This is a genomic window from Streptomyces sp. DSM 116793 (assembly GCF_057320905.1).
The window spans coordinates 2768903-2790156 of record NZ_CM170494.1; the positions used below are offsets into that span (position 1 = coordinate 2768903).

The following is a 21254-nucleotide window of genomic DNA, read 5'->3' on the forward strand; positions in this document are numbered from 1 at the left end:
CGCTTCATGACTCACCGATCACAAGTCAGGGGCCCGGCTTCTCCGCGGTGACCAGGCCGAGCCCGCGGATGACGCGGGCCAGGTCACCCGGGGCGGCCGCGAGGCGGACCGGCCTGCCCGCGTCGTCGAGTTCGGCTATGTGCCAGCTTCTCGGGACGCCGTCGCCGTCGTCGCCCCGCACGCGCCGTGTGCCCGTGACCGTGAGCCGCTCCACCGGAATCCCTTTCGCCGCGAACCGGCCCGGGCCGGAGTGGGGTGTCACCGCGGGTGGGCCGTCGCCGAAGACGATATGGGTACCGAAGGCGTTCGGGTTGTAGTCGGTGGGATCCAGGAAGCGGGCCGGCACGAACACGTCCTCGCCGTCCGTCTTCTCGGCAGGCCCACCGGACGGCGGGAGCGCGCGAGTCTTCCGGGGCGCATCGACTCGGGTGGCGCGCCAGGCCCAGGTGAACAGGACCAGCGTGGCCGGCAGGCCCCCGGCTCCCCACGTTATCGCCGCCTCCGAGGAGGTCAGGGTCGTCGGGTGGAGGTAGCAGAGCGGCACGAGCCACAGCGCTGTACCGACGAGTACTCCCGCGAACGGCAGGGCCGACGGGAGGACCTCGTCGTCCGGCAGCCGGCGCCCGCGTCGGCGCATCAGCACCACGGCGCCGGGGTACCCCGCGGCGAGGACGCACACGGCCGCGACGACGGCCACGCTTCCGGCGCCGGCGAAGTGATCGCGCCACACGTAGCGCTCCGAGGAGACCACCCTCACCTGATGGCGCCAGACGGTCAACTTGACGTGGTCGCCGGGCCGGAACCCCTGTGCGCCGTCCGATGAGACCGCCAGCCGGTCCAGTGGCCGGCCGCCGGCGAAGTACAGGTGGCTGGGCTGCTTGCCGGTGCCGACGTCGGTCCGCGCGATCACGGCCGGCAGGGTGGTCAGGCACTCGGCCCGCTCCGTGGCGGGCGTCTCGGCGCTGCACGGGGTGGCCGCCCGCCAGGCCCGTTGCTCCGAGTCGGCGATCGGCACGAACCACGCCGCGAGGCCCGCGCCCGCGAGCAGCAGGACGCACACGACCAGCCATGCGGCCGTGCCGCGCCCGGCGGTACGGGTCGAGATGACGGGCAGGTGGCTCGACGCCGGAGTTCCGTAGCGGCGGTGCAGCGCGCGGAGCGCCTCCAGGTTCGCGTCGAAGTCCGCCTGGTCGACGGACGACGCGCTCACCGGCAAGGGCAGCCGCCGCCTGCGTCCGCCGCGCAACACCACGACGACGCGACGGATGTCCTGGTAGCGCCCGCGCTGGAGGTAGACGGCAAGGTCGGCGACGTCGCGCCACGGTGTGCTCCGGCTGCGCAGCAGCGTCCGGGAGTGCACGCCGTACGCGTCGGCGCTCACCCCGGCCGTGGCCGCGTGGAGCCAGACGGCGCCCACCAGGAGGCACACGACGCCCACCAGAGCGACCAGCAGGCCCGCACCCGCCCGCACGTCCACGAATACGGCCATCCACACCAGGCCCACCGCGGCCAGGATCGCCCCTGCGGCCCCGAGTCCGACCGGGAGCCACAGGGGCCGCCGTCTGAGAGGGCGGCACGTCACGTCCAGAGCATCCGTCATGAGCGGGAGCTTGCCACCGGGCACACTCCACGTGCCAGGTGGGTGAACCGAGAGCCGCCCACCGTGACCGGCCGTCCTCGGTCCCCGGCGTACGGCCTGCCCGGACCCCGGCGTGCGGCCTGCCCGGACCCCGGCGTGCGGCCTGGCGACGCACCGGCCGCCCCCGCCGCCCAGGCGACGGAGGTGATCCTCCAGGGCACCCCGCACGCAGAGCGCGCGCCGCGGTCGTCGGCTCCCGACGCCGGGGCAGTTCATGGCGTTCAGCACGTCGCGGCAGGTGAGACTTCCCACATGTAACCCGTTGTTCACCTGGTCCGCCCTCCTTCAGGTGCGTCCCGGTACCCATTGTTAACTCACGGTCTGTGCCGTTATGGAGCGACACGGACGTCGTCGTCGCTCGATCGGCAGGGGTCAACGGGGTCTACGGAGGTTGGAGAGCATGAGAATGGACCGCAGGACCCTTCTCCGGGACTTCGCGGGAGTCTCGGTCGCGGTGGCAGCCGCTCCCGTGATGTCGACCCGGCTGACGGTGCCCGCCGCTGCCGTGGTCAAGACCCCGAAGCCGACCGCGACCGGGGTCCTTCCCTTCGTGGACCACTACGCGACCAACACCACGTCCCACCTCACCGCTTCGACGAACGCGGCGGTCGACATCCTCGAAGGGATGGGAACGCTGTGGAAGACAGGGTCCGAGTGGAACAACGGAACACCACTCATGCCCGACGTGCTGCGCGCCAACATGCGCCACTCCGAGCAGGTCACCAGGCACCGCACCGAGGCGCAGGCCCGCGACGCCTTCATCCACGACCGCCAGGACCAGAGCTATGGCGTGATAGCCGGCCTGGGTCCGCTGGCGGACCTCTACACCACCGGAGCGAAGGCCGTCACCAGCATCACCTCGGCGCCTGACGGCACCCCGCCCACCACCATCGACGACATGGTGCCGGCCGGTGCGCCGGCGGGTTCGGCCACCGGGGCCGGTGCCACGGACTCCCAGCTCGGGCTCGTGGTGCAACTCGTGAAGGCACTTCGGGGCCCCAACGCCTCAGGCAATCCCAGCAAACTCGCGTTCCAATATCCCCGTCCCTACCGCATGACGGAGGACAGCGAGGTCGTCGACACCGGTCGCGTCGACGACCTCGGGTTTCCCGTCTACCGCTCGAACGTCGTGGTGGCCCCCCAGCTCCTGCGTCAGCGCAGCACGGATCCGGCCAACGACGGAGGCTTCCCCAGCGGCCACACGAACGCCTTCCATCTGGCCGGGCTCGCACTGGCCTACGCCGTTCCCGAGCGGTTTCAGGAACTGGTGGCCCACATGTCCTTCCTGAGCGACACCCGCATCGTCGCGGGCATGCACTCCGCCCTCGACGTCATGGGCGGGCGCATCCTGGGCACGGCGCTCGCCGCGGCCGCACTCGCCGACCCGCAGAACGCGACGCTCAAGGCCGCGGCACGCGCGCAGGCAGCCGAGTACTTCCAGAAGGCCACCGGCACGACGGCCGACACCCTCTTCGCGTTCGCCCATTCGGCCGGGACGGCAGCGGATCCCTACGCCGATCGGGAGGTCAACAGGAAGGCCGTGACGTCACGGCTGACGTACGCGTTCCGGCGAAGCGGGCCTCAGACGGCGATGACCGTGCCCAAGGGCGCGGAGGTCCTGCTGGAGACACGTCTGCCCTACCTGAGTGCCCAGCAGCGCCGCGAAGTGCTCCGGACCACGTCACTGCCGTCCGGTTACCCGCTGCTGGACGGCCCCGAGCAGTGGGGACGGCTGAACCTCTTCGCGGCTGCCGACGGATACGGTGCTTTCGGCACCGACGTGACGGTCACCATGGACGGGCGAAACGGCGGGTTCAGCGCCGCCGACTCATGGCGGAACGACATCTCCGGCACGGGCGCCCTGACGAAACGGGGTACCGGCTCCCTCACTCTCACCGGCAGCAACGGCTACGCCGGTGGCACCCGGTTGGAAGAGGGCACCCTGATCGCCACCGGGCCGGACGCCCTCGGCAGCGGAGCACTGGACGTCGTCGGTGGAACCCTGCGCGTACCGGCCGCGGTCGACGTGCGGGACGGCTACCGCCACTCGGCGGCCGTGCTGGACGTGACGCTCGGCGAAGAGGGCGGCGACGCCCCGCTGAACGTGCGAGGACCGGTGGAGATCGGGCCGAGAGCCACGCTCGTGATCCGCCTCGAGAAGGGCCGGGCACCTTCCCGCACGCCGCTGCGCGTGATCCGCGCCCGCGGACTGCACGGCAGCTTCGACACCGTCACCGTGGCCGTGGCCGGCGGGACACTGCGTGCCGAGCCGGTGTACTCGTCCTCCGGCCTGTCGGTGCGCCTGGTCCAGCGCTGAGCCGGGTCCCCCACGAGTGTGGGCCCTCAGACGATGGCGTGCTGACCGGCGGGTGCGGGCCGCCAGGCCCTGCCGCGGCCGGTCCCGGCCCCTGCACCCCCGGCGGAAGCGGTCCGGGACCGACCCGCGGTACCGCGGCGTGGCGGGTGCTCGTCACCTGCCCTCCGCCCCCACCCGCCCCGTACTCCCCCGCGGCACCAGCCGCGCCGCCGTCTCCTCGTAGGCCGGGGCCTCGCCCCGGGCGAGGTACGCCGGTGTCTCACCGTCCGCTATCAGGTTCAGCAGGATGCGCGCGGCCCGTGCGCCGTACGCGGGGATGTCCCGGCCGAGCGCGGTCAGCGGCGGACGGACCACGCGGGAGAGCTGGGAGTCGTCCCAGGCGACGAGGGAGAGGTCCCTGGGCACGTCGAGCCCCATCTCCTGGGCGACGGACAGGCCGGCGACGGCCATGATGTCGTTGTCGTAGATCACCGCCGTCGGCCGGCGTGGGCCGCTGATCAGGCGGCGCGTGGCGTGCGCGCCCTCCTCCCCGGTGTAGTCGGTGTGGATCACCAGCGGCTCGTCCAGGCCCAGTTCGCCGCAGAGCGCGCGGTAGGCGTCGTCCCGCAGCCGGGTGTGGACGAGGTCGGGCAGCCCCGCCACCCGGGCCACGGAGCGGTGGCCGAGCGCCGCCAGGTACGTGACGGTGTCGCGCAGCGCCCCCGCGTCGTCGGACCAGACCGCCGGCAGCGGGCCCGCCGCCCCTGGGTGGCCGATCACCACCGCGGGCATCCCCAGCTCCGCCACCCCCGGGACCCGCGGATCCGCCAGCCGCAGGTCGGCGAGGAAGACGCCGTCCACCCGCCGCTCACCCCACCATCTGCGGTACAGCTCCAGCTCCTGGCCGGGATCGGGGACGACCTGGAGCAGCAGGGCGCAGCCCCGCGCGGCGAGTTCGCTCTCCATGCCGCTGATCAGCTCCATGAAGAACGGCTCGGCCCCGAGCAGGTGCGCCGGGCGGCTCAGGGCGAGCCCGACGGTGTCCACGCGCGCGTGGGTGAGCGCCCGCGCCGCGCTGTTGGGCCGCCAGCCGATCTCCTCGGCGATCGCCTTGATCGCGGCGCGGGTGGCGGGCGAGACCCCCGGACGGTCGTTGAGCGCATAGGACACCGCCCCCTTGGAGACGCCTGCGCGGCGCGCGATGTCCGCGATCGTGGGGCGCTGCTTCGCCATGCCACCTCATTTCAGCCACACACTCGCCCGGCCACTCCGCCCACTATGACCGTTCCAGCTACTCCGGCCACTCCGGCCACTATGACCGTTCCAGCTACTCCAGCCACTCCGGCCCTCTAACCGTTCCAGCCGCTCCAGGCGTACTTAACCGGTTCGTTACGCCAGTCGCCATCTTAACCACGCCCGTTCCATGCACCGGGTCCCCCGGGTCCTCCCCATTCCCTCCCCTTCGTCCACCCACCGCCCAAGATCACCGGAACACGCGCCACGAACGCGCCATGGGAGCGCTCCCGCAACCTATTGACACCCGCCTCAACCACACATAGCTTCACGGCACTTACCCGGTTCAGTGGCTCCGCTCAAGGACGTGCGGGGAAAGTGAGGGACGATGGCTATCCGGGTGCGGGCGGTCACCGCCGCGCTGATCGTGATCGGATTCGCCGCCACCGCATGCACGGGCGGCGGCACCGCCGGAGGCGGCGGTGCCCAGGGCGGCGGTGCCGCGGGCTCACTGCCGCGGGGCGAGACGCTCTACACCACCGGCACCCAGTGGGGCCCGCCCGCCAACTACAACCCCCTGCGCGACTGGGACTTCGCGACCGGCACCAAGGGGCTCGCCTACGAGACGCTCTTCCACTTCGACCCCGACCAGGGCAGGCTCACCCCCTGGCTGGCGAAGTCCGGCACCTGGACGGACGCGAAGACCTACGAGCTCAAGCTGCGCTCCGGCGTCACCTGGTCGGACGGCAAGCCGCTGACCGCCGACGACGTCGTGTACTCGTACGGGATCAGCAAGTACGAGGCGTCCCCGCTGCACACCATGTGGTCGTGGCTCGCGGGCGCGAAGGGGGTGGACGCCACCACCGTCCGCTTCACCTTCAAGGAGGCGCACTACCAGGAGTGGGACTTCAACCTCTACGGCATCCCGATCGTGCCCGAGCACATCTGGCGCGGCCGTTCGGAGAAGGAGGTCCTGAACGGCGTCAACGACAGGCCCGTGGCGAGCGGCGCCTACAAGCTGAGGAGCCACACCCAGGACCGGGTGGTGTGGGAGCGGCGCGACGACTGGTGGGGCGAGAAGATCCTCGGCAAGAAGCCGGCGCCCAAGTACATCGTGGACGTCTCCAACCCCAGCAACGAGGTCGTCGTCGGCCAGCTCACCCAGGGCCAACTGGACCTCAGCAACAACTTCCTGCCCGGCGCCGCCTCCATGGTGAAGGCCCACAAGGTGGCGTCGTACTACGACAAGCCGCCCTACATGCTGCCGGCGAACACCACCTGGATGGTGCCGAACACCACCAGGAAGCCGATGAACGACCCCGCGTTCCGCAGGGCGCTCGCCGAGTCCGCAGACGTCGCCAAGATAGTCAAGGGGGTCTACGGGCAGTTGGTCGAGCCCGCGAGCCCGACGGGTCTGCTGCCGCAGTGGTCCAGGTTCGTCGACATGGGCCTGGTCGCCCGGGAGGGCTTCTCGTACAGCCCCGCCGAGGCCCGGAAGGCGCTGGCGGACGCCGGTTACAAGGACCGCGACGGCGACGGCTTCGTGGAGAACAAGGACGGCTCGAAGATCAGCCTGAAGCTGGAGGTGCCGAGCGGCTGGACGGACTGGATGGAGGCCGCCAAGGTCATCGCCGCCGGCGCCAAGGCCTCCGGGATCAGGATCACGGCCGGTTTCCCGGACCAGAACGCGCTCCAGGAGCAGCGCGGCAAGGGCGACTTCGATCTGATCCTGGACAACCAGCGTCAGCTCTCGAACACCCCCTGGACGTACTACCAGTACATCTTCCAGCAGCCGATCCAGAAGGTGCAGAACACGGTCAACTTCGGCCGGTACCAGAACGACCGGGCCTGGGACCTCGTCCAGCAGCTCGGCGGCATCAGGACCGACGACACCGCCGGCATGCGGAAGACCATGTCCCGGATCCAGGACATCCAGCTCAAGGAGCTGCCCGTCATCCCGCTCTGGTACAACGCGCTGTGGGCGCAGTCCAACACCGGCGTCTGGTCCAACTGGCCGTCGGACCGTGCCGGCGCCCCGCACACCGCGCCCGCGATGTGGCGCAACTGGCTGGAGATGGGCGGATTCGACACCCTCACCACGCTGAAGCCCGCCAAGTGAGCACAGCGGAAACCGCAAGGTGACCCTGCTGAGCACAGCGGAACCCGCAAGGTGACCCCGCTGAGCACAACGGAACCCGCAAGGTGACCCCGCTGAGCACAACGGAACCCGCAAGGTGACCCCGCCACCGGCCGGACGCCCCGCGCGCCCCGCCCGGTGCCGCCCGAGCCGCCCCGGCCCCCTGCCGGCCTGACACGGCCGCGGGCCGGGGCAGCGGCCCGGTCCCCCTCCACCCGGTTCGGGCGTCCTCCTGACCTGGTGGAACGGGGGGCCGGGCCGCGCCCGCAAGTCGAGTCCGCCGCCCTCCCCGCCGCGCCCGCAAGTCGAGTCCGCCGCCCTCCCCCTCGTCCCTCCTCCCTCCCCCTCCCCCCTCCCCCCGTGCCCCACGATCCCCCGACCCACCGGGAGACCTCCCCGTGCGCCACTACTTCGCCCGTAAGCTGCTGGTCTACGGCCTCACCTTCGTGGTGGCCGTCACCGTCAACTGGATGATCCCGCGCTTCATGCCGGGCGATCCGGTCGCCGCCATGCTCGCCCGTGCCCGGGTATCGCAGCCCGAGGCCGTGGAGGCGATGCGCTCCTATTACACCCGGCTGTTCGGCTTCGACCAGCCCGTCTGGCAGCAGTACCTGCACTTCTGGTCGTCGCTGTTCCAGGGCGACTTCGGGCTGTCCATCTGGGTGTTCCCCAAGCCCGTCAGCGAGGTGATCCTCGGCGCGCTGCCGTACACGCTGGGCCTGATGATCCCGGCGATCCTGCTGAGCTGGGTCGCCGGCAACTGGCTCGGCGCGCTGGCCGCCCGCCGCAAGGTGCTCGACAACACCGTGCTGCCCGCCGGCTACCTGCTCACCGCGATGCCGTACATGTGGATCTCGGTGATCATCGCGTGGGCGCTGGGATTCCAGGCCCGGTGGTTCCCGATCTCCGGCGGCTACAGCCTGTCGATCACCCCCAGCTGGAGCGCCGCCTTCGTCGGCGACGTCCTCTACCACTGGTTCCTGCCGTTCCTGTCGCTCTTCCTGGTGGCGCTCGGCGGCTGGGCGATCGGCATGCGGAACATGATCATCTACGAGCTGGAGTCCGACTACTCCGCGTACCTCTCGGCGCTCGGCGCGCCCCAGCGGCTGATCCGCCGGTACGCCTTCCGCAACGCGGTGCTGCCGCAGATCACCGGGCTCGCGCTGCAACTGGGCGTCCTCGTGGCGGGTGCGCTGGTCACCGAGATCGTCTTCTCGTACCCGGGGCTCGGCAGCCTGATCCTGGCGGCGATCCAGAACCAGGACTTCTTCCTGCTCCAGGGCACGTTCCTGTTCATCGTGATCGGCGTGCTGATCGCCAACTTCGTGATCGACCTCGTCTACGTGGTCGTCGATCCACGCACCCGGACCGGCATGACGGGAGGCCAGGCATGAGCGCGCTGCCGGAAGCGACCGTCACCGCCGACGCCGCCGAGCAGCTCACCCCCGGCAGGGAGACGCTGCACTACGCGCTGCGCAACCCGAAGCTGCTGGCCGGCTTCGCCGTGGTGCTGGTGCTGCTGCTCCTCGGCCTGATCGGGCCGCTGCTGCTGGGCGGCAACCCGAACGAGTACGTGGGCCCGCAGGCCGCCGCGCCCAGCGGCACGTACTGGCTCGGCACCACCACGTTCGGGCAGGACGTGTTCGCGCAGTTCGTGTTCGGGCTGAGGTCCACGTTCCTGGTGGGGGTGATCGGCGGCGGGCTCGCCGCGGTCATCGCGATGCTGGTCGGCTTCCTGGCCGGCTACCGCGGCGGCCTCACCGACGAGGTGCTGAACATGCTCACCAACATCGTGCTGGTGATCCCCACCCTCGCGGTGCTGCTGATCATCAACGCGTACCTGGGCGTACGCAGCGTCCCCGTGCAGGGCGTCTTCATCGGGCTGACGTCCTGGCCGTGGGCGGCGCGCGCCATCCGCGCGCAGACGTTCTCGCTGCGTGCCCGGGACTTCGTGGACCTGGCCAGGCTGAGCGGCGGCAGGACGTGGCGGATCGTCTTCCGCGAGATCGCGCCGAACATGAGCTCCTACCTGTTCATGATGTTCATCCTGCTGTTCGGCGGCGCGGTGCTGATCGCCTCCTCGCTGGACTTCATCGGGCTCGGCCCGACGGACGGCGTCTCGCTGGGCCTGATGCTCCAGAGCTCCCAGCAGTGGAGCGCGCTGCAACTCGGCATGTGGTGGTGGTTCCTGCCGCCGGGTGCGGGCATCACCGCCATCGTGGGCGCGCTGTACATCGCCAACGTCGGCCTGGACGAGGTCTTCAACCCGAAGCTGAGGGAGTCATGAGCCTGACCGTCACGGACCTCAGGGTCCACTACCGCACGCTGCGCGGCGACGTCCGGGCCCTGGACGGCGTCACGTTCGACATCCCGGACGGCGAGATCCTGGGCCTCGCGGGCGAGTCGGGCTGCGGCAAGACCACCCTCGGCAAGTCGCTGATCCGTCTGGACGGCCGGATGAAGCACGTCGGCGGGACCGTCGAGCTGAACGGCACCGAGCTGCCGCTCTCCGACGACCGGGCGATGAACGCGTTCCGGTTCCACCGGGTGTCGCTGGTGCCGCAGTACTCGATGAGCGCGCTCAACCCGACCCGCAGGATCGGCCGGATGATCCGCGAGCTGCTCGCCTCCCGCGGCGTGCCGGCCGACACCGCGGAGCTGCACCGCCGCCTCAGCCTGGTCGGCCTCGGTCCCGAGGTGCTGGACCGGTATCCCGTCGAGCTGTCCGGCGGCATGAAGCAGCGCGTCGTCATGGTGATCTCCACGCTGCTCGACCCGGCGCTGCTGATAGCCGACGAGGTGACCTCGGCGCTCGACGTCTCGACCCAGCAGGCCGTGGCGCGGGCGCTGGTGGGGCTGCGCGAGGCGGGCCTGGTGACCAGCATGATGTTCATCACCCACGACCTGGCGCTGACCTCGGGCATCGCCGACTCCATCATGATCATGTACGCGGGCCGGCTCGCCGAGAAGGCCCCGTCGAAGGCGCTCACGACCGAGCCCCGGCACCCGTACACCAAGCTGCTGCTGGGCTCACTGCCCGAGGTCGGCGTCCGGCACGCCGAGCGCAGGCTCGCCGGCATCCAGGGCAGCCCGCCCTCGCTGCTCAACCCCCCGTCGGGTTGCCGTTTCCGGGACCGCTGCCCGCTCGCGGACGCCGGCTGTGCCGAGCAGCCCCCGGCCGTCGAGATCGCCCCCCGCCACTACGTCGCGTGCTGGAAGGCCTGATGCTGACCCTCGACCGCGTCACCAAGAAGTACCGGACGGGCAACCTCGGCGGCGGCCACGTCACCGCCGTCGACCGGGTCACCTTCGACGCCGGGCCCGGCGAGGTCGTCTCGCTCATCGGGGAGAGCGGCAGCGGGAAGTCGACCATCGGCCGGATGATCCTGGGCCTGACCCCCGTCAGCGAGGGCACCCTCACCCTGGACGGGAAGCCGGTCACCGCGGGCAAGGAGTACTACCGCCATGTACAGGGCGTCTTCCAGGACCCGTTCAGCTGCTACAACCCGGTCTTCAAGGCCGACCGGGTGTTCGCGATGATCAAGCAGGCCTACCATCCGAAGGTGCCGGGCGCCGAGTGGCGGGAGCGGGTGGAGCGCGCCGTGCGGGACGTGCGTCTCGACCCCGGGGCGGTGCTCGGCAAGTACCCGCACCAGCTCAGCGGCGGCCAGTTGCAGCGGCTGCTGATCGCCCGCGCCCTGCTGCTCGACCTGACCTTCCTCGTCGCCGACGAGATCACCAGCATGCTGGACGCCTCCACCCGCATCGACGTCCTCAACCTCCTCGCCGACCTCAAGGAGCGTGGCCTCGGCGTCCTCTACATCACCCACGACCTCTCACTCGGCACGTACCTCGCCGAGCGGACCGTCGTGCTGCGGCACGGCCGGGTCGTGGAGCGCGGCGACACCCGGAAGGTGTTCGGGAACCCCCAGCACCCGTACACCCGCACCCTGCTGGCGTCCGTGCCACGGCTGAACCTCCCCTGGACCGAGCCGGAGCCGCTGAAGGAGTGCGCCTTCCACGCGGCGGGCGGGCACGGAACGGACGGCGAGCTGTGCGAGACCGAACCCGGCCACTTCACCGCCTGCGCCCGGCTGCCCGGCTGCGGAGGCACGTCCTCGTGAGGCACGCGAGGAAGCTCCCGCCCGCGGCGGCAGCGGACCCGGAGCGCGCCCGGGAAGCCCACGGGAAGCCCCCGGGAAGCCCCCGACCACGGAGGTACGCCACGTCACCGCGCCCCACGACGCCCCACGGCCGCGGAAGGACCCCGCGTGACCACACCCCACCACGCCCCCCGACTGCGGAAGGACCCCGCGTGACCACACCCCACCACGCCCCCCGACTGCGGAAGGACCCCGCGTGACCACACCCCACCACGCCCCCCGACTGCGGAAGGACCCCGCGTGACCACACCCCACCGCCCCGCGCACCGCCGCGTCACGCTGCACGACGGCTGGACGCTGCACACCGACGCGGACGTCCCCGTGGCACTGCCGGCCGGGGGCGTGCCCGCGACCGTGCCCGGCTGTGTGCACACCGACCTGCTCGCCGCCGGACTGATCGACGACCCGTACCTGGACGCCAACGAGACCCGCCTGACCTGGATCGGCCGCACCGACTTCAGCTACCGCACCACCTTCGAGTGGTCGGACGACGGCCACGAGGAGACCGACCTGGTCTTCGAGGGCCTGGACACCGTCGCCACCGTGGTGCTCAACGGCACCGAGGTGGGCAGCACCGCCAACCAGCACCGCAGCCACCGCTTCCCCGTCCGCCCGCTGCTCCGCGAGGGCGGCAACACCCTCGAAGTCCGCTTCACCGCCCCCTACGCCTACGCCGAGGCGCTCCGCGACCGGCTCGGCGACCGCCCCGGCGCCTACGAGGAGCCGTACCAGTTCATCCGCAAGATGGCCTGCAACTTCGGCTGGGACTGGGGGCCCACGCTGGTCACCTCGGGTATCTGGCGGCCGGTCGCGCTGGAGTCCTGGAGCGGGGTGCGGATCGCCTCGGTACGGCTGCTCGCGGAGGTCGACGCGGAGACCGGCGTGCCGCACCTCGGCGTCACCCTCGGCGTGCGGCGCTCGGCCGCCGCGGCCGGCCTGGCGGCGGACGACGTCGTGGCGGCCGTGGTGGAGGTGGCGGGCACCCGTACCGTGCTGCCGGTGCCGGCCGGCCTGGACCGCAGCGAGGTCCGCTTCCCGGTGCCCGGTGCCGAGCTGTGGTGGCCGCGCGGCCGCGGCGCCCAACCCCTCCACGAGGTGACGGTCGAACTCGGCGGCCAGACCTGGCGCGGACGCACCGGCTTCCGCACGGTCGGTCTGGAGACGGACGCGTTCCGCATCTCGGTGAACGGCGAGGAGATCTTCGTCCGCGGCGTCAACTGGATCCCGGAGGACTGCTTCCCCGCCCGGCTCACCCGCGCGTGGCTCGCCGAACGCTTCGACCAGGCGATCGCCGCCGGCGTCAACCTCCTGCGGGTCTGGGGCGGCGGCCTCTACGAGAGCGACGACTTCTACGACCTCGCGGACGAGAAGGGCCTCCTCGTCTGGCAGGACTTCCCGTTCGCCTGCGCCGCCTACCCCGAGGAGCAGCCGCTGTACGACGAGGTGGCGGCCGAGGCCCGCGAGCAGATAGTCCGCCTCGCCCCGCACCCGTCGCTCGTCCTGTGGTGCGGCAACAACGAGAACCTGGAGGGCTACGAGGACTGGGGCTGGCAGGAGCCGCTGGACGGCGCGAGCTGGGGGGCCGGCTACTACCACGAGCTGCTGCCGTCCCTGCTCGCCGAGCTGGACCCGACCCGCCCCTACTGGCCCGGCACCCCCTACTCCGGCACGCCCGGCCTGCCCCCGAACGACCCGGAGCACGGCACCGTCCACTCCTGGCAGGTCTGGAACCGGACCGACTACACCCACTATGCGGACTCGGCCCCCCGCTTCGTCGCCGAGTTCGGCTTCCAGGGCCCGCCCGCGTACGCCACGCTGCGCCGCGCGGTCAGCGGCGAGCTGACGCCCGACGCCCCCCTGCTGGCCCACCATCAGAAGGCGGACGACGGCCAGGGCAAGCTGCTGCGCGGCCTCGGCGACCATCTGCCGCGGCCGGCCGGCTTCGACGACTGGCACTGGCTGACCCAGCTCAACCAGGCCCGCGCGGTCGCGTTCGGCATCCGCCACTTCCGCTCCCACATGCCGTACACCATGGGCACCATCGTCTGGCAGCTCAACGACTGCTGGCCGGTGATCTCCTGGTCCGCCGTCGACGGCGACGGCCGCCGCAAGCCGCTCTGGTACGCCCTGCGCCGGGCCTACGCGGACCGCGTCCTGGTCCTCCGCGACGGCGCGGTCTTCGTCGTCAACGACAGCGCGGAGCGCTGGGAGGGCACCCTCCACGTGACCCGCCGCACCCTGGACGGCACGGAACTCGCCACCCGCGAACTCCCCGCCCACGCCGCTCCCCGCACGGTCCAACGCCTCCTGCTCCCGGCTGCCGTGGGCACCCCCGGCGACCCCACCCGAGAACTCCTGGTCATCACCCTCGGCGACACCCGCATCATCGAGTTCTTCGCGGAGGACACGGAGGTGGCGTGGCCGAAGGCGGAGTATTCGGTGCACGTGACGGAGGCCACGGATCTCCGTATGAAGCCTGAAGGCGACGACGAGGCGGCAGCCGCGCCATCGGAGCCCGTCCTGGGGGTACCTCCCAGGCCCTCAAGGCACTGGGGGAGATTGAGGACGAGCCCGCAGGGCGAAGGGGGTCCGGGGCACAGCCCCGCGTCGGCGCCCCACACGTACTCGGCACCCACATACACGGTGCACATCCACGCGCACACGCTCCTGCGAGACCTCACCCTGTTCCCCGACCGCCTCCACCCGAACGCGGAAGTCGACGACACCCTCCTCACCCTGCTCCCCGGCGAGACCGCACGCTTCCACGTGACGGGCGCGGAACTCCGCACCCCAGAAGCCCTCGGGCACCCCCCTGTGCTGCGCTGCGTCAACGACTCGGGGCGGTGAGGCGGCAGGTACTTGCGGGGCGCGGGACAATGGGAGCGGAATCAACGCTAGGAGGACACTCATGGCGGAGCCCGAGCGGCCCCGTAGCGCGCCCCGTCTGCGCCCCGCCCCGCTGCTCTTCGAGCCCGCCGCGGCCGCGGCGGACCCGGAGCACTTCTTCGACCTGGAGTCCATAGACGACCCCAGGGAGCTGCTGTCCCGCGCCACCGAACTGACCCACGCGTTCCGCGCCGCCACCGACCGGGCCATGGAGTACCAGGCCATGGCGGCGGCCCAGCTCGCGGACCCCCGCCGGTTCGACCGGCTCACGCCGGCGGTGATCGCCGACCGCGCGGGCTGGACCGAGGACTACGCGAAGAAGATGATCGAATTCGGCCGCGAGCTGATGCGCGGCCCGGACGACCTGGGCTGAGTCGGCGCCCGGCTCCGGGTGGACGCAGCGCGAGGAGACCGTCACCGCGCGGCAGGACCACAACGGCGCGGCAGTACTCCCCGACCGGCTGGGCTGCCCCTGAGCTGCCCCTGCCCCTGCCCCTGCCCCTGACAGCCGTGGACCGCCGAGGACCGGCACACCCGCACCGCCCCTCGCGCACCCGGCACGCACACGGGCGACTGACATGTGCCGGCCCCTCCCTCCCCCGCCGCAGCGGATGCACCTCCGGAAGAGCGGTCGCCCATGGCCTGCCGGCCGTAGCGTGTGACCCACCGGAATCGAACGGACTCGTGGCGCGACGAGACGCGTCCGCGGTCAGCCGGGCGTCAGCCGGACTCCGGCGCGGCAGAGCCCCGGCGCCGGGCCAGCAGGCCGTCCAGCACCTCCCTGCTGTGCACGGTGAAGTGATGCTCCGCGCCAAGGCTCCGCGCACGGCGCTCCACGACGTCGGTCAGCAGCTCGATCGCCGCGTCCAGCCGGCCCGTGGCCGCCTGGGTGGTGGCGTACAACTGCTGGGCGGCGAGCACGACCGGGTACTCCGAGCCGAACCGCCCCTGGTAGTCGGCCAGGACCCGGCCGGCCTCGGCGTCGGCCTCCGCATAGCGGCCCAGCTCGCGCAGCGCACGTGCGGAGTTGAACCGGGCGACCAGGGTGACGGTGTGGTCGGGCCCCAGGTGCTGCGCGCACTCCTGGGGCAGGGACAGCAGCCGGCGGCCGCCGTCCGTGGCCAGTTCGGCCGACGGGAGGAACGCCAGCAGGCTGCACCGGGAACGCAGGGTCAGGGCATGCGCCGGTCCGAGGGCCGTTTCCCTGCCGGCCACCACGGCCCGCAGGAGTTCCATGGCCTCGTCGTGCCGTCCGGGCAGGTTGGCGAGCACCATCTGAAGACCGTGGCCGGTGTCGAGTGTGTCCAGATCGCCGGCCCCGAACAGTCGCTCCTGCGCGGTGCGGACCCGCCGCAGGAGTTCTTCCGCCTCCGTGTACCTGCCGAGCCGGAAGAGTCCACGGCCGGTCCGTGACCAGGCGGCAAGGACGAGGCGGTGCTCGGCGCCGAGGGTCCGCTCGGCGAGTTCCGCCGCGCTGCGGGCGGTCTCCCAGCCCGTCAGGTAGTCCCCGGTGCGGTGCAGCGCGACCGCGAGCCGGACGGCGACCTCCAGGGTGTCCGCTGTCAGGGACGGGTCCGTCAGCCGGCGCAGCAGAACCTGCGCGTGCGGAGTGAGCAGGGCGAGTCGCCGGTCGTAGGGGCCGGCGTCGGGAAGGGCGGGCACCGCCGCGTCGAGCAGCCGTACAGCGGCTCTGTCGAGCCGGGCGGCCTGCTCGCCGGGCGTGGCGGCGGCGACGCTGCCGAGCAGCACGCCATGGCTCCGCGTCGCGCGTACGCCGACGTCGACGAGTTCAGCCAGCGAGTGGTCGATGAGCACCCGCAGCGCCGTCTCGCACCGGGCCCGGGGGATGACGGCGCCGATCTCGTCGTGGGCCAGCAGGGACAGCGGCAGGGGGTCCGGCGAGAGCCGGGCCAGCAGGCGCAGAAGGAGCACTGCCTCGGGCCGCCCGCGGGCCTCCAGGGAGTCGAGGGTGAGCTGCCAGGTCCGGCCGACCAGATGGCGCGGGTCCGGCTCGGCTAGGACCTCTGCACCCTGGTCTATGAGCTCGACGTGCCCCTCTTCGTCGAGGCGGCTCGCGTACGTGTCCAGGGTCCAGGGGTCGATGACCTGATGGGCGAGGAAGCCGCCGGCCAGAGTCAGGGCGAGAGGCAGCCGCCCCAGCCGGTCCGCCACCTCGGCCGCCTCTTCAAGGGTGCCGCTGTGCGGGGCGAGATCGTGCAGCACGCGTGCCGCGTCCTCGCGGGGCAGCACGCCGATGTGCTGCAACTCGGCGCCGGGCCACCAGCGGGCGGACGCCTGGCGCGTGGTCACCAGAACTGTGCCGCGGGGACTGGTGCGCAGCCAGCTCCCGTCCCGGAGCACTGCGGGGTCGTCGGCGTTGTCCAGGACCAGCAGCCAGGGATCCGAGGACCGGTCGAGGTAGTCCCAGACCAGATCCGCAGCTGGACGGTGGCCGCGGCGCGCCCCCAGCAACTCGCCATCCCCGGCGCCCCGCTCAGCCGCGACGGCGAGCATCCCGGAGCGCAGGCTCGCCCGGTCGGAGGCGTCGACCCACAGCCCCACCCGGCCCAGGTCGTCGACGGCGGAGTGGAAGAGCGCGCACGCCACCGCCGTCTTGCCGCAACCGCCCATGCCGTGCAGGACGAGGACCTCACCACCACGCCCCGGTGCGACGCTCTCCCGCAGCCGTGCCATGATCTCGTCGCGGTCGCGGAGCACCGCCGGCACCCTGCCGACGGCGGGACGGCGGACGGAGTCGGGCCCGCCCGCGTCCGGTCCCGGCACGCCGTGATAGTGGTGCTCGCTGATGTGCTGATCACCGGAGGTCTGGTAGACGCGGCCCTCGCCCTCGGCGTGTCCGTCCATCACGTCAGTCACCTTTCCCGATGTGCTGGTCGCGTCCCGCCTGGTGGATCCTGGCCGGCCCGGAGGCGGAGGCGCGCTGGGTGACAGCGGGAGCGCTCGCGGCTGATGGGGGGTCGAACTCCGCGAGGAGGCGGCGCGATTCCTCGTGCGCGCCCGGTACCGTGGCGAGAAGGCGCCGGAGCCGTCCCTGCCATTGCGCCTGCACTTCATTCAGCGTCTCTTCGTCACCGGCACGCACAGCCACCAGGACCTCTTCGCGATCGGCCGCCAGGTCAGCGGCAACGGCGTCCGCCCTGTGCGGCTGGGTCCTGCGCCACAGGCGTGTGAGCCCGTCACTCAGGCGTTGCCACACATCCGTTGTCATAAGAGTGACAAGAGTGGTTCCTGCACTCTGCGCGAATAATGTGAGATCCGCTTCCACCTGTTTCTCACCGCATCTTCATTAGTCACAACGTATGAGTATTAAATACAGCCTCGACGGCCGGGGCGAAGAAGATTCCTTCTGGTAGGTTCGCGAAGAAGAACACCGGCAAGAATGTTTCTGCGCCACAGACCAACGGCATATTCAATCCCACCCCCACCCTGCCCCGCGACGCAGACCGCGCCGATATGACCAGATTTCGCATACAGTTGATCACTGAACCACATGCTACAGTCACCCAACGAAGGTAAAACAAAGCGACATTCAACAGCAGGGGGAGAGTCATGGCAAGACCGTGGGAGGCAGACCCGGCGAGCACGTTCAAGAAGCGTCTGGGCAGCTCACCGCAGGAGTTAGGGGTCACCAGCGACTCGCCGGACTGCCCCGACATCTGGGAAATGAGCAATGGTGACGTCGCGGTCATCGGCAGGGACCTCACGAATTCCCTGCGCGGCAAACTGCCCTCCGGCGTCTCCATCGGCGCCGACGAACGACTCGTCATCATTCCACGAAGCATGCTCATAGCAGCAAAGCGAGACATCCCGAATGTTTGATTCCTTCGCAGCCGGCAGGTACGAGATTCTTGAGCGGCCCGCGTACCACGAGGAGTTCTACCGTTACCTCAAGGAAGTCAGGTCGCTGGACAAGCTCGAACGCGGCCAGGACTTCAAGGAGCGAGGCTTCGCGAGCTGGGAGGCCTTCGCCGCGGGCGACTGGGAAAGCGCCCTGGCGCTGGCCGGGGAACGCCGGGAGCGCTACGCCAAGCAGATCGAGGACGCGCATCGCAGAGGCGCCACCCAGCGCCGGCTTCGCGTCGTGGAATTCCCGGTCACGCCGTATGTGCAGTGGGAGATGCACGTCCTGCGTGTGGCCGTGGAAGTCGGCGACGACATCCGGGTGCTCGACGCCCGCACCATCACGGACATCGAGAGTTCCCGTCCCGTTCCCGAGGTCGTCATCCTCGGGAACGTCGTCATGTACGGCGTCCGTTACGACGAGGACGGAAACGCGGCGGGTGCCAGGCGCTACCGCGACCCCGAACTGATCCAGGAAACCCTGGACGGTTTCAACGCCCTGTATGAACGCGCTGAGGATTTCCACGCGTTCTTCGACCGGGAGATCGCCCCGCTCGACGCTCCAACCGTCAGCCGTACCTGACCCACCCGCGGGCACGGACCGTGAGCCGGCCCCCTCGGCACACCGCCGCCGGCCGCCCGCTGGTCCCCGGCGGAGCGTCCCACTCCCCCGCGCAACGGAATTGACGCGACGTAGCCGGAGGGAGCGGGACTCACGGCCCTGCGCCTGGCCCGCTCCGGGCCCCGTCCTCGTGCACCCAGATCAGGCAGTCGTGCCGGGTGTCCCGTGCGGGGTCCGGGTGCGCATGGTCGCGGCAGTGGCGGGGCAGCCGCCGCTCCAGCCGGTAGCCGAGGCGCCGGGCGAGCCGGAGGGACGGCTCGTTGTCGGGGCGGATCTCCAGCCAGACGCGGGGCACGGAGAGGTGTGCGTGCGCCCACCGCGTGGTGACGCCCACGGCCCGCGAGGCGATCCCGCGGCCGCGCTGCTCGGGCCGCACCCAGTACGCGAGCTCGACGCTGCCGGGCCCGTCCGGCATCAGCCCGACCGCGCCGAGCAGCCGCGCACCGTCCAGGACCCCCACGGAGAACTGGCCGCCCTCGTCCGGATCCCAGGCCGCGAGCGCCTTCTGCCCGTCGAGCAGGGAGTAGGGCCCGACCGGATACGCGTCCCACAGAGCGCGCGCCGACTCCCCACTGGTGGCCTCGACCAGCAGACCGGCGTCACCCTTCCCCAGCACCCGCAGCCGCAGCCCGCCCCCGATCCCGAGACCTAGGGCGTTTCGTTTGGATCATCGGGCGGACCACAGGAAGATGCCTGCGATGTGGAGTCCGGCCAGGTAGATGGTCGCGGTCTTCTCGTAGCGGGTGGCGATGCCCCGCCACTGCTTGAGGCGGTTGATGCACCGCTCGACGGTGTTGCGCTGCTTGTATGTCTGCCGGTCGAAGGCCGGTGGCCTGCCGCCCCGGTTGCCTCGACGTAGCCGATGTCGTTGCTGGTCCGCCGGGATGGGAATCACTGCCCGGATGCCACGGTGACGAAGGTGATGGCGGATCGCGCGGGAGGAGTACGCCTTGTCCGCCAGGACCACGTCCGGCTTGGTGCGCGGCCGTCCACGGCGCCGGGGTACGCGCAGGCGGGCCATCACATCCATGAATGCGGGGGCGTCACCGGCCTGCCCGGCGGTGAGGACGAAGGCCAACGGTCGACAGTTGCCGTCGGCGGCGAGGTGGATCTTCGTGGTCAGCCCGCCGCGGGACCGTCCGATGGCATGGTCGTGCGGCTCGCCGGCCGGGGCCCCCTTTTGCGGGCCCCGGCTGCGTGCTGGTGAGCCCGCACGATCGTGGAGTCGACCGAGACGGCCCACTTCAAGTCCTCGTCTGCGTCGGCTTGGGCCATCAGGGCGATGAACACCCGCTCCCAGGTCCCATCGACGGCCCACATGCGCAGGCGGTTGTAGACGCCTCGCCAGTTGCCGTACCTCTCGGGCAGGTGGACCCACTGCGTTCCAGTCTGGAACCTGTAAGCGATCGCGTCGAGCACCTCACGGTGATCACGCCACCGGCCACCCCGCTGAGGCCTCCGATCCGGAAGTAACGGCTCGATCCGCGCCCACTGCGCATCAGTCAACGGCACACACGGACCAACGACTCACTGATCCAAACGAAACTGCCTAGGTCGGTGTCGAGGTCGACGTCGATATCGAGGTCGAGGTCGAGGTCGAGATGCGGGCGCTGGGGGTCTGGATCGATGTCGCGGTTCCGGTTCCCGTCCATGCACACCATCCAAGGCCCTGGCGCGCCCTCGGGGCCAGCCGATATCGGCACGCCGTTCCGGGGGCCGTCCGGCCGGCGAACGGCTCGACCTCGGTGAGACGGCCGGCACCGGCCGCGAACTGGCCGAACTGCGCATCGGTGACGGCGTATGCGCCGATCCGGAAGGGTACGAGGGTGACCTGAGCCCGCCACCCGACCGCGGCCACCTCGTGGCCCTTCGCGCAGTTCCCGCGCCCCTCCCGGGGCGCGCCCGATAAGGGGCGCGGGGAACTGCGCGACCAGCCGCCACCGGCGGGCGGCCAACAACGAAACCGTAAGGGGCACCGCCCGGAAGCCCGCCGCAGGCGAGTACCGGCGCGCCCGCGGGATCCCCACCCGCAAGCCCGTGCGGCCAGCACGATCAACCGGCATATGCCCTCCCGCACAATACCCCCGGTATCTCCACCTTGTCTCGATTTCCCGGAACTCACAGGAGCCACCCGCTCACGCAAGGTAGACCTGACGGGCATGAGCAGCCCTCGGCACGCCCCCACTCCCGGAAGACCCGAACCGGCCCGCCCCCACCCGTACGACAAGGACACTCGAGACAAAGGCACCGGCTCCGACTCCGACACCGACACCGAACCCCACCCGGACGCCCCAGGAGGAACGCACACCCCAGGCGCCGCGGGCACCGCAGGGAGAACGAGCACCCCAAGCGGCACGGGCACCCCAAACAGCACGGGCACCGCAGGAGGCACAGGAGCCCCAGGCAGCACGGGCACG

Annotated in this window: 16 protein-coding genes and 1 pseudogene; 10 read left to right on the forward strand and 7 right to left on the reverse strand. The window is 71.2% G+C overall.

Annotated features, from left to right (window positions below; all coding sequences use genetic code 11):
• Positions 1–25: 25 nt before the first annotated feature.
• Positions 26–1600: a PH domain-containing protein gene (locus ACSMXW_RS11015; RefSeq protein WP_485805670.1), complete on the reverse strand. Its 1575-nt coding sequence runs from the start codon at positions 1598–1600 to the stop codon at positions 26–28.
• Positions 1601–2045: 445 nt separating this feature from the next.
• Between ACSMXW_RS11015 and ACSMXW_RS11020 the strand changes: the two genes are divergently transcribed.
• The gene (locus tag ACSMXW_RS11020; RefSeq protein ID WP_485805672.1) at positions 2046–3956 is read left to right on the forward strand and encodes a phosphatase PAP2 family protein; all 1911 of its coding nucleotides are present in this window, start codon (positions 2046–2048) and stop codon (positions 3954–3956) included.
• 153 nt (positions 3957–4109) lie between these two features.
• On the opposite strand, the gene ACSMXW_RS11025 is transcribed toward ACSMXW_RS11020, so the two are convergent.
• A complete protein-coding gene (locus tag ACSMXW_RS11025; RefSeq protein WP_485805674.1) occupies positions 4110–5168 on the reverse strand; it encodes a LacI family DNA-binding transcriptional regulator in 1059 nt (352 codons plus the stop codon).
• Between the two features lie 388 nt (positions 5169–5556).
• On the opposite strand from ACSMXW_RS11025, the gene ACSMXW_RS11030 reads away from it, so the two are divergent.
• From ACSMXW_RS11030 to ACSMXW_RS11060, 7 genes are all read left to right on the forward strand, one after another.
• Positions 5557–7287 (forward strand): ABC transporter substrate-binding protein, encoded by a 1731-nt coding sequence (locus ACSMXW_RS11030; RefSeq protein ID WP_485805675.1) that lies wholly within the window; start codon positions 5557–5559, stop codon positions 7285–7287.
• Between the two features lie 416 nt (positions 7288–7703).
• Complete coding sequence (locus ACSMXW_RS11035; RefSeq protein WP_485805677.1) at positions 7704–8699, forward strand: ABC transporter permease; 996 nt, start codon at positions 7704–7706, stop codon at positions 8697–8699.
• Entirely contained in the window at positions 8696–9592 is an 897-nt protein-coding gene (locus tag ACSMXW_RS11040; protein WP_485805679.1) for an ABC transporter permease, read from the forward strand. The genes ACSMXW_RS11035 and ACSMXW_RS11040 overlap by 4 nt, the downstream gene beginning before the upstream one ends.
• Positions 9589–10530: an ABC transporter ATP-binding protein gene (locus tag ACSMXW_RS11045; protein WP_485805681.1), complete on the forward strand. Its 942-nt coding sequence runs from the start codon at positions 9589–9591 to the stop codon at positions 10528–10530. Before ACSMXW_RS11040 ends, ACSMXW_RS11045 begins: the two co-directional genes overlap by 4 nt.
• The gene (locus ACSMXW_RS11050) at positions 10515–11429 is read left to right on the forward strand and encodes an ATP-binding cassette domain-containing protein (RefSeq protein WP_485805682.1); all 915 of its coding nucleotides are present in this window, start codon (positions 10515–10517) and stop codon (positions 11427–11429) included. The genes ACSMXW_RS11045 and ACSMXW_RS11050 overlap by 16 nt, the downstream gene beginning before the upstream one ends.
• A gap of 279 nt (positions 11430–11708) precedes the next feature.
• Positions 11709–14315, forward strand: a complete 2607-nt coding sequence (locus ACSMXW_RS11055; RefSeq protein WP_485805684.1) for a glycoside hydrolase family 2 protein — start codon at positions 11709–11711, stop codon at positions 14313–14315.
• A 61-nt stretch (positions 14316–14376) separates the two neighbouring features.
• Positions 14377–14727 carry a hypothetical protein gene (locus ACSMXW_RS11060; RefSeq protein WP_485805686.1) on the forward strand — a complete coding sequence of 117 codons (351 nt, stop codon included), beginning with the start codon at positions 14377–14379 and terminating at the stop codon, positions 14725–14727.
• 347 nt (positions 14728–15074) lie between these two features.
• Here ACSMXW_RS11060 and ACSMXW_RS11065 read toward each other — a convergent pair whose 3' ends face one another.
• A complete protein-coding gene (locus tag ACSMXW_RS11065) occupies positions 15075–17219 on the reverse strand; it encodes a tetratricopeptide repeat protein (RefSeq protein WP_485807962.1) in 2145 nt (714 codons plus the stop codon).
• Between the two features lie 4 nt (positions 17220–17223).
• The gene (locus ACSMXW_RS11070; RefSeq protein WP_485805687.1) at positions 17224–17583 is read right to left on the reverse strand and encodes a hypothetical protein; all 360 of its coding nucleotides are present in this window, start codon (positions 17581–17583) and stop codon (positions 17224–17226) included.
• A gap of 341 nt (positions 17584–17924) precedes the next feature.
• Between ACSMXW_RS11070 and ACSMXW_RS11075 the strand changes: the two genes are divergently transcribed.
• Together ACSMXW_RS11075 and ACSMXW_RS11080 are read left to right on the forward strand one after the other, a co-directional pair.
• Positions 17925–18194 (forward strand): hypothetical protein, encoded by a 270-nt coding sequence (locus ACSMXW_RS11075; protein WP_485805689.1) that lies wholly within the window; start codon positions 17925–17927, stop codon positions 18192–18194.
• Positions 18187–18798 carry a DUF6879 family protein gene (locus ACSMXW_RS11080; protein WP_485805691.1) on the forward strand — a complete coding sequence of 204 codons (612 nt, stop codon included), beginning with the start codon at positions 18187–18189 and terminating at the stop codon, positions 18796–18798. The genes ACSMXW_RS11075 and ACSMXW_RS11080 overlap by 8 nt, the downstream gene beginning before the upstream one ends.
• A gap of 130 nt (positions 18799–18928) precedes the next feature.
• On the opposite strand, the gene ACSMXW_RS11085 is transcribed toward ACSMXW_RS11080, so the two are convergent.
• From ACSMXW_RS11085 to ACSMXW_RS11095, 3 genes and pseudogenes are all read right to left on the reverse strand, one after another.
• Positions 18929–19453: a GNAT family N-acetyltransferase gene (locus ACSMXW_RS11085; protein ID WP_485805693.1), complete on the reverse strand. Its 525-nt coding sequence runs from the start codon at positions 19451–19453 to the stop codon at positions 18929–18931.
• A gap of 51 nt (positions 19454–19504) precedes the next feature.
• Positions 19505–20349 (reverse strand): annotated as a pseudogene (locus ACSMXW_RS11090) (IS5 family transposase).
• Entirely contained in the window at positions 20340–20489 is a 150-nt protein-coding gene (locus tag ACSMXW_RS11095; protein WP_485808596.1) for a hypothetical protein, read from the reverse strand. Before ACSMXW_RS11095 ends, ACSMXW_RS11090 begins: the two are co-directional and overlap by 10 nt.
• Between the last annotated feature and the right edge of the window lie 765 nt (positions 20490–21254).

What these genes read in the sequence shown, in the direction of transcription:
- ACSMXW_RS11015 (WP_485805670.1), bottom strand. Translation starts at nt 1,600, where the DNA reads ATGACGGATGCTCTGGACGTGACGTGCCGCCCTCTCAGACGGCGGCCC.
- ACSMXW_RS11020 (WP_485805672.1), top strand. Translation starts at nt 2,046, where the DNA reads ATGGACCGCAGGACCCTTCTCCGGGACTTCGCGGGAGTCTCGGTCGCG.
- ACSMXW_RS11070 (WP_485805687.1), bottom strand. Translation starts at nt 17,583, where the DNA reads ATGACAACGGATGTGTGGCAACGCCTGAGTGACGGGCTCACACGCCTG.
- ACSMXW_RS11030 (WP_485805675.1), top strand. Translation starts at nt 5,557, where the DNA reads ATGGCTATCCGGGTGCGGGCGGTCACCGCCGCGCTGATCGTGATCGGA.
- ACSMXW_RS11025 (WP_485805674.1), bottom strand. Translation starts at nt 5,168, where the DNA reads ATGGCGAAGCAGCGCCCCACGATCGCGGACATCGCGCGCCGCGCAGGC.
- ACSMXW_RS11075 (WP_485805689.1), top strand. Translation starts at nt 17,925, where the DNA reads ATGGCAAGACCGTGGGAGGCAGACCCGGCGAGCACGTTCAAGAAGCGT.
- ACSMXW_RS11040 (WP_485805679.1), top strand. Translation starts at nt 8,696, where the DNA reads ATGAGCGCGCTGCCGGAAGCGACCGTCACCGCCGACGCCGCCGAGCAG.
- ACSMXW_RS11080 (WP_485805691.1), top strand. Translation starts at nt 18,187, where the DNA reads ATGTTTGATTCCTTCGCAGCCGGCAGGTACGAGATTCTTGAGCGGCCC.
- ACSMXW_RS11045 (WP_485805681.1), top strand. Translation starts at nt 9,589, where the DNA reads ATGAGCCTGACCGTCACGGACCTCAGGGTCCACTACCGCACGCTGCGC.
- ACSMXW_RS11060 (WP_485805686.1), top strand. Translation starts at nt 14,377, where the DNA reads ATGGCGGAGCCCGAGCGGCCCCGTAGCGCGCCCCGTCTGCGCCCCGCC.
- ACSMXW_RS11065 (WP_485807962.1), bottom strand. Translation starts at nt 17,219, where the DNA reads ATGGACGGACACGCCGAGGGCGAGGGCCGCGTCTACCAGACCTCCGGT.
- ACSMXW_RS11095 (WP_485808596.1), bottom strand. Translation starts at nt 20,489, where the DNA reads ATGGACGGGAACCGGAACCGCGACATCGATCCAGACCCCCAGCGCCCG.